At 57.1% G+C, this 14,272-nt stretch carries 11 protein-coding genes and 1 pseudogene; 4 read left to right on the plus strand and 8 right to left on the minus strand.

Going from position 1 to position 14,272, the window contains the following annotated elements:
* The 3 genes from BSU04_RS30765 to BSU04_RS30775 all read right to left on the minus strand — a co-directional run.
* The coding region (locus BSU04_RS30765; RefSeq protein WP_089164064.1) for a phage integrase family protein at positions 1 to 1,493 on the minus strand (1,493 nt) is incomplete at its 3' end.
* Positions 1,494 to 1,746: 253 nt separating this feature from the next.
* Positions 1,747 to 2,046 carry a type II toxin-antitoxin system RelE/ParE family toxin gene (locus tag BSU04_RS30770; RefSeq protein WP_089164065.1) on the minus strand — a complete coding sequence of 100 codons (300 nt, stop codon included), beginning with the start codon at positions 2,044 to 2,046 and terminating at the stop codon, positions 1,747 to 1,749.
* Positions 2,043 to 2,318 carry a YlcI/YnfO family protein gene (locus BSU04_RS30775; RefSeq protein WP_089164066.1) on the minus strand — a complete coding sequence of 92 codons (276 nt, stop codon included), beginning with the start codon at positions 2,316 to 2,318 and terminating at the stop codon, positions 2,043 to 2,045. Before BSU04_RS30775 ends, BSU04_RS30770 begins: the two co-directional genes overlap by 4 nt.
* Positions 2,319 to 3,064: 746 nt before the next feature.
* On the opposite strand from BSU04_RS30775, the gene BSU04_RS30780 reads away from it, so the two are divergent.
* The 3 genes from BSU04_RS30780 to BSU04_RS46730 all read left to right on the plus strand — a co-directional run bounded on the left by BSU04_RS30780 (position 3,065) and on the right by BSU04_RS46730 (position 6,835).
* Positions 3,065 to 4,279: a ParA family protein gene (locus BSU04_RS30780; protein WP_089164067.1), complete on the plus strand. Its 1,215-nt coding sequence runs from the start codon at positions 3,065 to 3,067 to the stop codon at positions 4,277 to 4,279.
* Positions 4,269 to 5,270 carry a ParB/RepB/Spo0J family partition protein gene (locus BSU04_RS30785; protein ID WP_089164068.1) on the plus strand — a complete coding sequence of 334 codons (1,002 nt, stop codon included), beginning with the start codon at positions 4,269 to 4,271 and terminating at the stop codon, positions 5,268 to 5,270. Before BSU04_RS30780 ends, BSU04_RS30785 begins: the two co-directional genes overlap by 11 nt.
* A gap of 278 nt (positions 5,271 to 5,548) precedes the next feature.
* Positions 5,549 to 6,835, plus strand: coding sequence for a replication protein O (locus tag BSU04_RS46730; protein WP_179258489.1), 1,287 nt, complete (start codon positions 5,549 to 5,551; stop codon positions 6,833 to 6,835).
* Positions 6,836 to 7,730: 895 nt separating this feature from the next.
* Here BSU04_RS46730 and BSU04_RS30795 read toward each other — a convergent pair.
* Both BSU04_RS30795 and BSU04_RS30800 read right to left on the minus strand, forming a co-directional pair.
* Positions 7,731 to 9,161 (minus strand): ISKra4 family transposase, encoded by a 1,431-nt coding sequence (locus tag BSU04_RS30795; RefSeq protein WP_089164069.1) that lies wholly within the window; start codon positions 9,159 to 9,161, stop codon positions 7,731 to 7,733.
* Entirely contained in the window at positions 9,133 to 9,816 is a 684-nt protein-coding gene (locus BSU04_RS30800) for a plasmid pRiA4b ORF-3 family protein (RefSeq protein ID WP_089164070.1), read from the minus strand. Before BSU04_RS30800 ends, BSU04_RS30795 begins: the two co-directional genes overlap by 29 nt.
* 93 nt (positions 9,817 to 9,909) lie before the next feature.
* Between BSU04_RS30800 and BSU04_RS30805 the strand changes: the two genes are divergently transcribed.
* On the plus strand, positions 9,910 to 10,494 hold the full coding sequence (locus BSU04_RS30805) for a recombinase family protein (RefSeq protein WP_256983478.1): 585 nt from the start codon (positions 9,910 to 9,912) through the stop codon (positions 10,492 to 10,494).
* Between the two features lie 371 nt (positions 10,495 to 10,865).
* Here BSU04_RS30805 and BSU04_RS48100 read toward each other — a convergent pair.
* From BSU04_RS48100 to BSU04_RS46735, 3 genes and pseudogenes are all read right to left on the minus strand, one after another.
* A pseudogene (locus BSU04_RS48100) lies at positions 10,866 to 11,689 on the minus strand (phage integrase family protein); the annotation flags it as partial.
* Positions 11,690 to 11,995: 306 nt separating this feature from the next.
* Positions 11,996 to 13,819, minus strand: coding sequence for a patatin-like phospholipase family protein (locus BSU04_RS30815; protein ID WP_179258491.1), 1,824 nt, complete (start codon positions 13,817 to 13,819; stop codon positions 11,996 to 11,998).
* A complete protein-coding gene (locus tag BSU04_RS46735) occupies positions 13,747 to 14,271 on the minus strand; it encodes a type II secretion system protein (protein ID WP_179258492.1) in 525 nt (174 codons plus the stop codon). The genes BSU04_RS30815 and BSU04_RS46735 overlap by 73 nt, the downstream gene beginning before the upstream one ends.
* Position 14,272: the final 1 nt, after the last annotated feature.

Consider the following 14,272-nt stretch of genomic DNA (forward strand, 5'->3'; position numbering starts at 1 on the left):
CCGCGATCAATCCAGTGCGCGCGCAACGCGCGAACCGTCGCGGCGCTCACCGGAACCGTCCGCTGCCGGCGTCGCTTGCCGACCACGCTCAATGCCCAGATCTCAACTTGCGCTGCCCCGCCCTCCCCCGCTTTTTTCGCGAAGCCCGCCGACGCCACATGACGGATTGAGCGCAGATCCTGGCGCCCCGCGTTCGCCGCTTCTTCGCGACGCAAGCCCGAATCGCCCATCAGCAAAATCGCCGCGCGCGCGGTTCGCCACTGTCGCACTTGTTCCGGCGTTTCGTTGAGCAGCTGATCCCCGCAGCGCTGATCGAGTGCCCGGCGCACAAGCACCCAAAGATCGGCCGTCAACGCACGGTCGACCTGCACGGAAACTTCCTTCGTTACCGTCGCGGGATCCGTCACCGCGCTCCACGGATTGCCCGCCAGATAGCGGACCGTCGTCAACCATGCAAACGCCGCGCGAATCGCACGCACCGCATACGCCTGACTGTCGGCCGACAGCCCCTCCGGCGTAAAAGGTCTCCACCGGCCGCTTGCTCGCGAGCGCTTCGGACCAACGAAACTCGCGACCGGCCCCTTTAAAAAATCTTTGTACGCCTCGCAGTCTTCCACCGTCATCGACGAGAGCGCCACGCCGCGCACGACCACCAGCCACAACACCAGCCGCTCGATTTCCTTGGTGTACACGCGCAGCGTCGGCGGCCGGTCGCGATAGCGATTCAGATACGCGTGGACCGCCGCGAGATCGTGCTGCGCGCGGATGAACGCGAACTCGCGCGCGCGATTCGTGCCGTGCTCACCGGAGAGCGCCGTCGGGATCGCGAGGCGCTCGAACGGCGCCAGTCGGGGTGCCTCGATTGTGCCGCCGATCACCACGACGTTATCCAGACCGGAGGCCAGCGCGAGCGGACGGGTGTCGACATCGGCATCAACCTTCACGCCGAGCGTGCGCTCATGCCTGCGCAGCCAGGCGACGATCACGCGTGCGCGATGGGGGCCGATGCGCGGCACCGAGCGCCACCAGCTGCCGCCGTGCGAATTGCAGTAGACGATCAGCTGACCGAGCGTGTGGATGCCTTCTCCCACCAGTCTTTTAGTCACCAGCGGCCGGAACCACAGACCTAAGCCGTGATCGGGCGCGGGCACGGCGGCCGCCAAGGTAGAGGCCTGTTCGACCATGCGCAGGGTGACGGCGGTGAGTTTCGCGCTGCCGTGCTGTTTGATGGAGGCTTTCAGGTGGGTGGCGAGCACCGCCGAGCCGTGGCGCAACGCGAGCTGCACCAGGTCATCGAGCATCGTGCGCAGAAACCGCTCCATCGCGTCCGGGGTCGCCGCTTGGGGTGAGACCGCGCGATCATCCGGATCGTAATAGCGTCGAGCGATCACCGCGGGCGCGATGTGTTGCACGAATGCGCGCAGCGCGGTGAAGTCGGTGCGCGTGTAGGTGCGTGGTGCGGGCAACGCCAGTTGCTGGGTCTGATTAGCCAAGCACTCTCCTTCGCGCGTTGACGCAACGTCGTCCTGCTGAAACGCCAGGTTTAAAGCAGATCATTAGCTCAAAGCCAGCGATAAAGTGCGATACCCGAGATTTTACGCATTAAAACCTTATCTGATAATAACAATTATCAGATAAAGGTACATCGCGATTTTTGGGGTTTTTAGTTCTTCTTGAGCGCTCACATCCGTCGGTCGCGCCCGCCCATCACCTCTGCCGCGCGCTCCCCACCTCCCGACGCATCGCTCAGTGATAGTCGTCCTCGCGTTGATGCCGCACGGCAAGAATGTTGACCGTGTGCTCGTCCTCAATCTCAAACAGCGCGACATAGCCGGCGTCGCCAAACGAAACGACCAGCTCCCGTAGATAAGCGTTATCCGGCTCGACCTTGCGGCAGGTGTACGGAAAAGATTCGAGCATGTCAGCCGCCTTGCGGATGGCGTCAAGTGCACGCCGGGCGGCAGGTGCGTCTCGTTCAAGCAAGAACTCGTACAGGCGCAACAAATCGGCGCGCGCTTCAGCCGTATAGCGGACCCGATAGCTCAACGTTTGCCCTGCGTCGTTTCCGCCGCGACCAACATCGCTTCCAGTTCGGCATGCACATCGGCCGCGTCGTAATATTCGCCCGTACGGCGCGCCCGATCGCGGGACTGCACGCCACGCGCCACGAAATCTCTTTGGATCTGCCGGCGGCTGACGCTTGCGCGCAAGGAAGACTCCATCAGCGATGACAAACTTTCTCCGTCGAGCAGGACGCTTTCGGCGGCTTGGCGAAGTTCCGGATCCACACGCAGGGACGGCAAAGAGGCGGTTTTCATCTGATTACTCCTATGCGTTGCATTTGCAACGCATAGATTACCACAGCGAATGGGGGTATCCGCGTCGTGATAGTTCGCATTATTAGAGAACGCCGTCCCGTAAAAAGCCCGTCTGAAGGTGCCTAAAGGACGCTAGCGAATTCAAAACATCAGGCCGTGTGCGCGTCCACTGAATGCGTGCATAAAATCCCGCAACACATGAACCGAGATCCGTGCCACCGAACATCCGCCAGTCTTACGTTTTACCGCAGGTTCGAGACCTGAGGGGCAGCGCGATCGACTGTTAGTTGCAGGGTGGACTTTGATCACTAGCCTCAGTGGCGCAAATGCTTCTTTCCACGGCCTGCGGTGCGATGCACAGTGCTTGCGTGAGAACGCGTTGCAGCAAACTTTCAACTTCAGGCAGTTTTCGGCCCTGTCTGTGTAACGGGGCTTAAAAAAATCAAACGTTTTGATTAGCCTAAAAGGCCGACGCCTACGCCGGTCGTCAGGACAGAATCGACGTAGCCGCCCGAGGCTTAGCTCCTTTGCACCTATCGATAACCGCGTGGCGTCTAAGCCAACTTCAGTTGGCACAGCATCAGGATGACTTTCAAACTCCTAAACAGGTGCCCACCGCGCAGCGCCAACCTAAAGTAAAGCTTTAGGTTTACAAATTTTCCCGCTATTATTCGATCGAACGTGTTGTCGTCAATTTTTGCTGATTTTTTACTTCTTCGATAACAAACGCTTAAAGCGGGAAACACATGGCAATTAGAGAACTGTCACCTCCGCGCGTAGCCATCGACATCGACCGATTGATGGAGATAGCTGATCGCGCGCAAAGCACGCTCGCGAAATTGAGGGATGATCTCCTTGAGCCATGGCCGCGAAAGACACCCCCTTCTCTGACGGCCTCTCGTCTTGCAAAGCTTTGCAAGCTCGATCGCGCGCAAATCAACTACCTCTGTACTCGCGGGAACAAGGGCGAATATCCGACCGGAACTCTGAAAGGGTCAAGTCGGAGCCGTGAGTTCACCTTGGCGGAAGCGCAGTCATTTGTCCGCGCGGTCGGAACGTATAAGACACGCCCCCCTGGTGCGAAGGGAATTGTCATATGCGTCGGCAATTTCAAGGGGGGGGTGGGTAAAACAACCAACAGTGTTGCCCTCGCTCAAGGTTTGACTTTGCACGGTCACAAAGTCTTGTTGATGGACCTAGACCCACAGGCGTCGACGACAACGTTAATGGGGTATGTGCCGGATGCAGAGGTAACAGAAGAGATGACCGTAATGCCAGCGGTCTACGGTGAGCAACCGGATCTCAGTTATGCCTGCATCCCTAGCTATTGGGAAGGACTCGACATTATTCCATCGTCCCCCGCGCTTTTTGGCGCTGATTACTATCTGCCAAACAAGCAAGCGGCCGACCCTCAGTACGAATTCTGGCGGGTTCTCGACAGCGCGATGGGGCCAATCCGGGAGAAGTATGACGTAATTATCATCGACACTCCCCCTACCCTCTCTTATTTAGCTATCGGTTCTTTCATGGCAACCGATGGGATGATCATTCCGCTACCTCCGGAAACGCTCGATTACGCTTCCAGCACGCAGTTTTTTCGACAATTTGCAGAGCTGTTCAAGTCACTGAGTGAGGGCCGCTCGGTGGAAAAACAATTCGGCTTTATCAAGATCGTCCTTTCGAAGGTCAAACCGGCGGCCGCGACTACAGACGTTGTGAAATCGTGGATTCAACAAACCTATCCGGAGTTGCTGGCTCGCTCCGAGGTTCTAGAGAGCGACTTGGTGATGAACGCAAGCGCTGAGTTCAAAACAATCTATGACCTTCACACCTATGAAGGAAGCATGCGCACGTACAACCGCGCTATTGACGCGTTTGATTCGGTAGTCGACGAAATCGAAAATGAAGTGCAAAACGCTTGGAAGCTTCAACTCGTGAAGGAGAATAGCGATGGCGAGTAATAAGCTGAGAGACCGACTCATGGGGAAAACCGCAGACCTCGCAAATAAGGTAGCGGCAACATCTCGCCCTTCTATTGCTGATCAAGCGCCTGTGACCATGCCAGGTCAGCTTGGAGCGTTCCGGCTAGAGGCTCAGCGTTATGCGGCCCAAATTCAGACGCTAACTGAACAACTCGAAGATGCAAAGAAAGGTGGCGGTGCGATCGAATTATCCCTTGGCGAGCTTCACGAAGTCCCTGGCCGTCGGAAGATGTTGTCTGAGGTGAAATATGCGGAATTACGCGAAAACTTGAGACAGAACGAGCTGGTACATCCGATCACAGTAAGAGGTAGAGCGCTGGGTGGATACGAGATCGTGTCTGGACATCATCGGATCGACGCCTTCCGAGAGCTAGGTCGCCCAACAATTCGTGCGGTTATCAACGACGGCACCGACGATCAAGCTGACCTTGGTGCCTTCTACGCCAATCTCTTCCAGTCTGATTTAACGGACTACGAAAAGTACCTTGGATTTAGAGACATACAGCAGCGCTACCCTTCCGCCACACAGGCCAAACTCGCCGAGCAAGCAGGCGTGTCGCCTGCGCTTTTGTCGATGCTGATGGCATTTGAAGCGCTGCCCGGCGACGTAAAGCAATTGCTTCAGGTGCAGCCAAACATGCTTGGAGCGCACGCAGCCCACGCAATGGCGACTCTGACGAAAGAGGGGCGGGGCGGACAGGTTAGCTTGGCGGTAGCAAGGCTGGCCAAAGGAGAGTTGGATCAAGCCAGTGCCGTGAAGGCGGCGTCGAGTCCGCTACACAAGAAGGCGCCTGAAAAGGCGACGGCTGTCAGGATCCGCGCTGGTCGATCGACCTACTGCGACCTGAGGCAGACAAAAAACATCCTGCGACTCGAATTTCAAAATGCTGATGAAGCACGCGCTGTAAGTGGGGCCATTCAATCAGTCTTGGAAGAGCGTGCACGCCTCTCTAAACAAGATGTGGACTGAAATAATCCTTTTGATTCAATGACTTCACACTTTGAACTTGTCGAAGTTTTGCGACTCCCAGAGCCAGATTTTCGTTGGAGACTTTGATGTAACCCATGTAGAAAAAACAAAAGCCTTCGGCTGGTACCGAAGGCTTTTGAATATTGGGCTTGCTGTTGCTCACCCTACTGCCGCACTTCCCCGACTGGTATCGGGTCAGAACTCACATCTCGAAGTGTAGCGGATAGCGATCGGCAGTCAAGCGTTTGTCTTCCATTTTTCTAAATGGACGTATGACTATGCTTATCGCGCAACGCTTCGTTGCTGGCGAGGGTGGCGATCGCCCTATTTCACATGAAATGAACCCCGCTAACCTCGACAATGAAGCGCTCGAGGACTTCGCGTGTGATCGCTCCAACCTGCCCTGGATAGTCTTCCGGGCAGCGCACCGCGCAAATCACATTGCGGCCATCCCTTCACGCTCACGCGCCCTCCTCGCGGCACTCGCCCGTACCGTCGACGCTCAAAAGCCGTACGGCGCTATCTTCGCCCGTCGAGAACTCCTCACCGGTCGTGCCCTGCAGTCCATGCGCACGTTCTACCGCAGTCTTGATGATCTCGCCCAAGTCGGCCTCATCGTGCGAGCTCCCCAGAAACGCCATGGCGACGCAGGGTTATTCGGACGTGCCTATATCCATCTCACGGAAAAAGCAGCCGAGCTGCTGGGATTTGTCGAAGAAAAAAATCCACCAGTTGCACAAACTTCTCAATCCATGTGCGCCATTTCAAAGGCTTCAGAAGCCGTCGTCGAATGCGATCCTTTGTTGACCCGCCCGTCTGCCACCGTGGCAGACGGAGGTATATATAAGGATCTATTCCCTAAGAATCAAAAGAGACAACCAGGCACGCTCCCACTGGACCTTCAACGTCTGTTGAGCTTGGGTTTTCATAAATTTCTAGTTTTCAAACTCATGCGGGAAGCAAAGCAACACGGCAAGCTTCTGACAGAAGTGGTCGAAGTCACCTGGGAACACCTGAGCATGGCAAAACGCCCCATCAGCTATCTCCGGTCTTTGCTCCGTTCGCCTGTCGACTTTGGCCACCAACTTCGCTCGCATCACGCAAAGATTCACGAACGACGCACGCGGGCAAATGAGACCAAAGCTGTTGACGATCTCGTAGCGCGTCACGTCGGCCAAGTCTTTTACGACGAAGCCACCATCCGGCGCTTTGAGATTTCTGCGGATGGCAGCGAAATCACCATTCGCGATTGCCGTGAGCCGCGGTCGCGCGTATCTGCGGCCGGTTGGAAACCCGATTTTGCCGCAGCACTTCGAGCCGGGCTTCTGCTGTGCGCATCACCGTCACACGATGCTGCATTTGCCGAGAAGTGCACGTCCGTATCTTTGGTCGCTAGCGTTGTCGTTCGAACGGAGAGCGATCCGAAGGAGGTCACTAAGCTCAACATCAAACCGGCGACAACAGCAGCTATTTCTGCACGCCTCCAGGACATGAAACAGCTCCTTCGGGCCACATGCGCCGGCGTTCGAAGAGATGTTGCTGCTCAACCCAATGTCCAAAGCTGATGGATAGTCGCATGGTCTCGAGAAGTTACGCGGGGCTACTTCTTACGACTGACTGTTATTGAGAAAGTCTTCGAGATTCGCCCGAATTTGGCACGCAGACTTGAGGTGATGACAGAGACGGCGGGGAGTGAACAACGTCACTTAGGCGAGCACACTGCGCATGCAGGTGACACGCAATCCGTAGGGGCCCCATCATAGTTGTGGAGGTCGGACGAAAGAGACATGACCGGCACCTCGCTTTCAAAGGTTGCAGATCTTTCATTCCTGGCTTGACCAGCTGGATCATCGATTTTTATGTGATCCAATCCGATTCGACTATTTGTTACTCGTGACGGAAAAAACAAGATCGCCGCGAGACGATCATGATTCATGCAAGGGAAAGAAACATCGAGGAGGGGACGGTCCCGGTGCTCCGAGGCCGAGGTCAGCCTCAGTAACCGACGCGCTTGCTCACGCCCAGCCCGCTTTCGACAACGCAACCGTGACGATCTATTTGCCGTTTCCGTAGCTAGAAATAAGTCGGCACCATTCGCGATGTGAGAGCCAAGAGTGTTCAATTAGTATTCCTAAAAAATGGCAATGAGCCTACCTTCGAACGGGATGCAACCCTCGTCGATGCACAGCGCTTCAAGAGGGCCGCGATGGTGGCACAGCGCCTTGCGCGCGCCGAAGCGGAACTCAATCGAAGAGCGCCTTCGCGCTTAAACAATCAGGATGAGCCGCCGTTCGAGGTCATCCTCAGCCCGCTCGCATCGGCTTGCAAACGAATGTTGCCGAAAGCTCAACCCGAGACTCGTCCCTCCAACATGTGGTAGGAGGGCATGGTTCCCAGCCCCGATGTTTCTGAAGTTACGCTGAATAGATGGAGAGCGCGCCATTCCGGGGGCTGGAATCTCTAAGCCGCCTCCTTTAGTGCCGCTGGTTCTTCCCCTCTCATCCCAGGGAACCAGCGACCGAAGGTTTTCCGCAGATCGTCGTTCAGGACCTGCACGCGGGTTTGCAGCAGCAGATGTGCGCCGCGCTGGCTCCAACGCATCTGCTGTTTTTTCACAAAGCGCTTGCTGACCACGTAGTTCACGGTCGACTCGACAAACGCTGTGGAGATCGTCTCGTCGTGCCGGTAGCGGTCGCCGTAGTTCGGAATGAACGCCTGGTTGGCTTCGATATAGCTTTGGAATTCCCGTACTGCCTTCTCCAGCTTCTTCCTGTTCGCCGGGTTTTCTTCCAGCATCCCCAGGCCGTCATCCAGGTCACTGATCCGTTGCAGGGCGTGCAGGACATTGCCGTGCCAGAGATTCCATTTGAGGCTGTCCAGGTGTCTCTCCAGATCGGCCAGCACGGCGGCAGTTTCCGGGTGTTTGTCATCGGGCTTCAGTTCCGCCGTCATCCCCTTGATCATCTGCCTCATGACGGTCAAGCGCATGGTGATGTGGAACCAGTCGAGCAGATGTTCGGATTCGGGGCTGAGATAGTGCTGCAGATCACGTACGGTGTCGCCGCCATCCGACAGAAACACGACTTGTTGATTCATTTGCAGACCCTGCGATTTCAGCACCTCGTAAAGCCGGCGCTTGGGCTTGGTGTCGTACTTGTTGACGAATGCAAACACCTTGGCGCCGCCCTCGGTCTGGACACTCTTGCCGGCAATCACCTCGAACCAACCTTCGGATTTCGACTTCTGGTCCGAAGCATGCACATAGCCGCCGTCCAGGCCGACCGTCAAGGGTGGTCCCGGTGGAGGTTGTTTCGCCCAATCGCCGGGACAACCTTCAATGAACTGGAACTGTTCCTCGCCCAGCTCACCCTCGATCCGTTCGGCAACGCGTTGCAGGTGGCGCCGCATGGACGTGGAGCTGATCTCTTCGGCGATCGGCAGGATTTCCGTTAGCAACTCAACGCTCAGCCCATAGGACATCAGCGAAGCGAACCTGGTCTCCAGATACAGCAGTTCCGGCGCGCAATGCGAGCTCAGCAGCTCTGCCAGGGGGCTTGAACTATGGCGGCCGTGGTTTTGGCAGGGGCAGTCGTAAAGACGGGGGCTGACGAGGTTGAATTTCCCGAACAGGGTCCGATAAACGAGGGGATGTCGCCCTTTCCGGGTCCGGTGCGCTCCGCAGTCTGGGCAAGTCTTGAATTTCTCGAGGTATTCCACGATCTGCTCGGTGACCACGGCCTGCTGCATGCCGTGTAGCAACACTTTCGCCTCCGCGAGTGTCAGGCCGAGTTCCTCCGGGTGCAGCGCACCGCGCTCCAGCCGGGCGATTTCCTCGACCTTCTCCGGTTCACCGTTTTCGGCTTCAATGACTACCTGGATTCGCACTTTCATCGCCAGCTCCTGTCGATTGCCGCATCGCGGCCTCATCGTGGATCGCGTACTGCTCGAGCCGGCGGTTGATCCCGCGCCGGTCAAAATCATCCAACGTCAGCCAGTCGCGCAACTCTTCGATATCCACGCTCCGATCCCGAATGGCCTCGATGTCGTTGGCTTCCAGATCATCCTGGATGTCCTCGAGTAAATCCTCAACGTGTGACAGGACTGCATCCCGTCGTGTCATGAAGGCCAGAGGGCCACCGCAGCCTTCCGGCGGCGCCCGTCGCTTGCCGCCAATGCAGCACGGGTAGGTGCGCTTTTCGTCCCACGCCAGGCGCGCTTCAACGCGCACTTCGTGTTGCCAGTCGTCCCCGAAGTCGTACTTGTAGCGGAAGCGTTCGTTGATACGGAATTTGAAATCGCACAGTCGAACGTGGTCGGATTGAGTCAAGAAGCTCGTGCCGCCGTCGTGGTACACGCCATAGTCCTGGCCATGGATGTGAAACAGATTCAAATGCGCGTCGCTCCAGCCGAAGGCAATCTGCAGCGTGTAATGCAGGTCGGCGATCGTGCTGTCGCTGCTCACCAGTAACCGGCGCCAGATCATTGGACTGATCTGGCGAATCCATACGTGGAGCCGGTAAGCCACGGCGCTGGTTGCGTTTGTCATCGTCACCTAAGCTTAGTAGTGGACCGTCAGGACTAGGGATCTAGACACGAAAATCGGGGGGGGGGTTGACCATGCGTGCGGCGGTCTATACCCGTGTGCACACCCCGGGACCAATCCACCGACCGGCAACGGGGGGAATTGCGCAACTACGCGCAAGCCCGCGGCCGGAAGATCGTGCGGGAGATGCAGGAAGCCTCCAGCAGCGCGTCACCAAAGCGGCCGCTGCGCGAAGAGGTCATGCAACTGGCGCGCACCCGTGCCGTCGATGTGATCCTGGTTCAGGCCTTGGACCGTTTGGGGGCGCAGCTGCAAGACCTGAACCTCACAGTGGCGGAATTGGAAGCGCTTGGAGTGGCCTTCGTGGTACCTGACCAGATCGACATGAGCACGCCAATGGGCCGGATACAGGCGCATTTGCTGTCCGCGGTCGCGGAATTCAAAAGGGAGCTTATTCGGGAACGTGTCCGCGCTGGCCTGGCCGAGGCGCGCGCCAGCGGCAAGCGCCTCGGCCGACCCAACGCGACACGGCGCCTGGTGCACAAGGGCTTGTCCCTGATCAAGCAGGGAATGACCTACCAGGACGCGGCCGAGCAATCGAGTGAGCATTTCCACGCTACTGCGCGCCCGCAGGAAAGGCAGAGCAGGGCGGCGCCTGACAGTCGAAAAACCGGTCGGTGACGCCAGCCCCCGGAATGGCGCGCTCTCCTTAGAGACAAGCTCATATGGTCGCCGCTCGCGTGTGTTGCGCATAGAAGCGAATTAGACGGTCTCCGAAACTTGTCGAGTGCGAGACTGAAAAGAGGGTAGGGCGTTCATTGATCTGGAACCGCAATGCCTCGCACACACATTTACTGACACCGGTAGACCGACAGCTAATCTGCGCTTCCGGTGCCGACTCCTAGTCCTTGCTCAACGACGTAGCGTATTACTTCGGCGAACTCGTCGGGTGCTTCGACGCACGACGTATGGCCCGTTTCAAGCACCACAAGTCTCGAACCCGAAATGCCATTGCTCAGGCTTTCTGCATGGGAAAAAGTGCGTGCCGGATCGCGACTCCCGATCGCATCGTCGGTCGTGAGCGACGACAATGCGCGCTGACGCTCCACGATCGCCCATAGCATCAGTCGTTCGGCTTCCTTGCGATAGGCCCGCCGGGTAGCTTCCGCTTCGTGTAGCGACAACCAGGCTTGAACCGCCTCGTAATCGTTGCTCGCATTGAGCGTACACATATGCTGCGGAGCCCTGAAACCTCCGCTGGACCCGTCTACCTCGTGTGGCAGCCGAAGAGTTTCCACGGCGTGACCACGGTGGGACCGGCCGCGACAATTAATGCGCGCGCACGCTCGGTCAGTTGCGAATGCGCAGCAAACAAGTTTTCAATTTGCTTGGCTCTTGCTGGCCCCAAACCGGTGATAGTGATCCACCAGCGGCGCCGGCGCGGGATGCGCACGGTCAGGTCCGCGAGCGAATCAATGCCGTGTGCGCGTAACGCGGCGACAGAGCGTGCGGGTAGCCACAGGCCAATGTCGTCGCTGATCTGTGGCTGGGGCGCGGGTAGGCACCGAAGTACCTCAATCGCCCGGCTTACGTCATTGCATCGCTCTTCGCGTTGCGCCGCCGTGTGCTGAAACAGCGCTGCCACATCAGGGCGGTGGTGAGCATGGGCGAACGTGACTAGGCGGGTTCGTATACGCCCTAGAATGCCGCGCGATGACTCTCCCGGCGCTTTCGTTGCAGCTAGGAATCGAACCACCGCTTCGCGGGCGCTCAGGCCCGCATACCACGCACGCAGCGCCGACAGTTGCGCCACGTCCGGTAAATCTTCCGGTTCTCTTTCCGCAATTTTGTTTGGAAGAGATTGGCGCGTTTTCATAAACGCCAGTTTAGACCTTTGACACGCTAGTTGCGATAAGACGGCTTATCGATATAGCGTAGCCGCACAGCACATTTTTAATGGAGCGATCTTCGCGCTGTCTGGCACGACGGCGATGCTGCCGGAGTCTATCGCGATGTTTCTATCGGCGGTGATCCACTGTTTGACGCGTGAGCACGGAGCTACGCGTCGGCCTGGCTAGGCCGGTCCCGCGATCTGTACGCCGAATGCCTCCGCTCGACGCAATAGTGACAACCCAATTTTTTTGGCGGGCTGCTCTAAATTGACTCAGGCGCGATGCATTTCTCAATCGCACTCGATCCACGCGTTCGCTTCGGAATGTGGTCCGGGTCGATGTGTCGTATAAAACGGAGCAGTCGCCACGGGTACCTCAAACAACTCCGAATCGAGGACCGACTTTGCAAGATCTTCTCGATCTTTGGACCGTAGCCATTCCGAGAGCTCTAGAAGCGTCCGGACATCGTCGCGCATCAGTACTCGCGACGCGTCAAACAACGAATTTTGTATCGTAGTAGTTGAGCACCGGCTACGCCCAGAAAGTTCTAAACGGTAGTTTGTCGCGACCGAGTTCACAAGGTATTCCAGTTTTTCGATCTCGCGTCCTCGACTTGGAATAGGTTTTTCGTGGATCCAAGGCCAAGGCCCGAAGTTCTCTTGCTGAAATTTACTCCTGCCTGTAGCGACCTCGTTCATGTGATCGAAGGATACATGCCATACGGCACATGAAACCGACGTATGGTAATTCGGACTGTCGTTCGCAGGCGCCAACGTGTAAATCGGACTGCGGCTTCGGACTTTTGAGAATCCGCTGTCTAGGTAACTATAATTGCCAAGAGCAATGTTGACCGCTGAACGGAAGCGCAGCGGATTGTCTGAAGCTTGATCAATACCTAAAGCGGCCAGTTCGTCTTCACGACGTCGATCAAGGAGCAGGTCAAAGGCTCTGTATATTGACGAGCTAACGACACTATTCATCGGACCGTCGCGCAGATCGGGCAAAGATCCTGGCCTTAGAGCTGGGTCATGTGCAGCAGCGTCAACGATAATAAGCAAGCATGCCTTCTTCTGATTGTGTAGATCAAGTCCGTCGGCTTCGAATTCCTGAAGGGCCCGTATAAGAGCATCGACACCCAAATTATCGGCCGCACCACCGTCTGAAAGATGCAGGTACTCGGATGGAGGATCCCCAGGTAACTGGATATCCTGAAAATTCTTGAGTACCATCGGCTCGAACAGCCCGGGATAAGCGCCGGAGGCTGCGACCGCGTCAGCAATTCGGTAGGATCCAAGATTTGAACCCAGTTCGTCAAAAGCAGCCGTTGAGAAAGTGAAGCCCTGTAAGTCAGTGCTGGGTGTATTTTCGCCTCGCGTCGCCAGTTGAGACCGCGCGGAAACAGGATTTTGAAGCGCTGCGTTTAAATATAGATACGGTTTAGCTGGCGCGAAATTACCAAGGTCAGAAAATGTCTTTCCGTGGTAAAGCAGTTCGTCAAACGTGTCGGCCAAGGTCCGGGTCGCGGTCGAATGCGAAAAATTGACCTGTAGTATCCGCTGGGGGCTAAGCGAGCGCCATACCCAACCGGATAAGAAATCCTGCCGGAGGGCCCGTGCCGCGCTGTCGAATGCCGCGTCCGAATCAATCCCAAATAGAGCAACATATGATGCGGCCAGCGAGCCGCCCGATACGGACGATATTGCAGTGGTCTCGTCCAGAAGGCCGAGTTCTTGAAGTTGCAATAGCGCCCCGAGTCCAAAATTCGCAGCGCGGCTGCCGCCCCCGGAAATGGCAACGCCGACGAACAAACGGCGGTCACACAGTCCGTCTCCGTCAGGGTCGGGACGTGCTTGGGCGCATATCGGAAATCCCGTTCGGCGGACATGCGAGTCGCCAACCTTCAGGGCTTTATTCGCATACGCGTTGGCGTCAAACCGTGGGGTTACGCCGCACGCGGTCAGAGATATTGCAAGGACGAAAAGAATCGCTCCACGAGTGAGTTCTTTCGTTTGATAGAGGCATAACCGCGGGATCGGAATTATCAAGGGGATTTTAATGTTGACGGTGAAACTGGAGTGACGCCAGCGGCCGCTGGAAGGAATAGGAATGTCCAATCGTGATAGGCATCTTTGTTCTCGAAGCTTTGGTAGATCTCCGGGAAGTTCGCCCGCTTGATGGGCTTGGCCTTCGATGAGCTGCGCACGCCGAGTATTCCACCTTCTGGCGCGACGATTAGTTCCCATGGAGCTTCGGGCGCTGCGGGATCGGCGTAGAGCTGGCGCAGGTATCTTTTAACGCCGGGGTACCTCGGGTCGCGAAGAAGATCCTCGAGCGCGTTTGGATAGCGCGGCTGGCCGGGAGGTGTCGCGAGGTAGTAACCCTGCAATGCCTCGCGATACAGACTGCCTCGATAAAGTAACTCTTCGTCGACCCTGCGTCGGTGCTGTGCGGCGCCGAGAACGAGTTGTGCCGATACGGTGATCGCGAGAATGGAAATCAAGATCAACGTGCCGATGTAGGAGAAGCCGACTTGCCCTGAGCGGTGAACGCGGTTCGACAAACGCATC

Origin of the sequence: Caballeronia sordidicola (assembly GCF_002220365.1) — a bacterium.
In the GTDB taxonomy this organism is placed as follows: Bacteria; Pseudomonadota; Gammaproteobacteria; order Burkholderiales; family Burkholderiaceae; genus Caballeronia; species Caballeronia sordidicola_C.

Coding starts and splice junctions, on each gene's coding strand:
- BSU04_RS30775 (WP_089164066.1), bottom strand. CDS start 2,318: ATGAAAACCGCCTCTTTGCCGTCCCTGCGTGTGGATCCGGAACTTCGC.
- BSU04_RS30780 (WP_089164067.1), top strand. CDS start 3,065: ATGGCAATTAGAGAACTGTCACCTCCGCGCGTAGCCATCGACATCGAC.
- BSU04_RS30785 (WP_089164068.1), top strand. CDS start 4,269: ATGGCGAGTAATAAGCTGAGAGACCGACTCATGGGGAAAACCGCAGAC.
- BSU04_RS46730 (WP_179258489.1), top strand. CDS start 5,549: ATGCTTATCGCGCAACGCTTCGTTGCTGGCGAGGGTGGCGATCGCCCT.
- BSU04_RS30795 (WP_089164069.1), bottom strand. CDS start 9,161: ATGAAAGTGCGAATCCAGGTAGTCATTGAAGCCGAAAACGGTGAACCG.
- BSU04_RS30800 (WP_089164070.1), bottom strand. CDS start 9,816: ATGACAAACGCAACCAGCGCCGTGGCTTACCGGCTCCACGTATGGATT.
- BSU04_RS46735 (WP_179258492.1), bottom strand. CDS start 14,271: ATGCGTTTGTCGAACCGCGTTCACCGCTCAGGGCAAGTCGGCTTCTCC.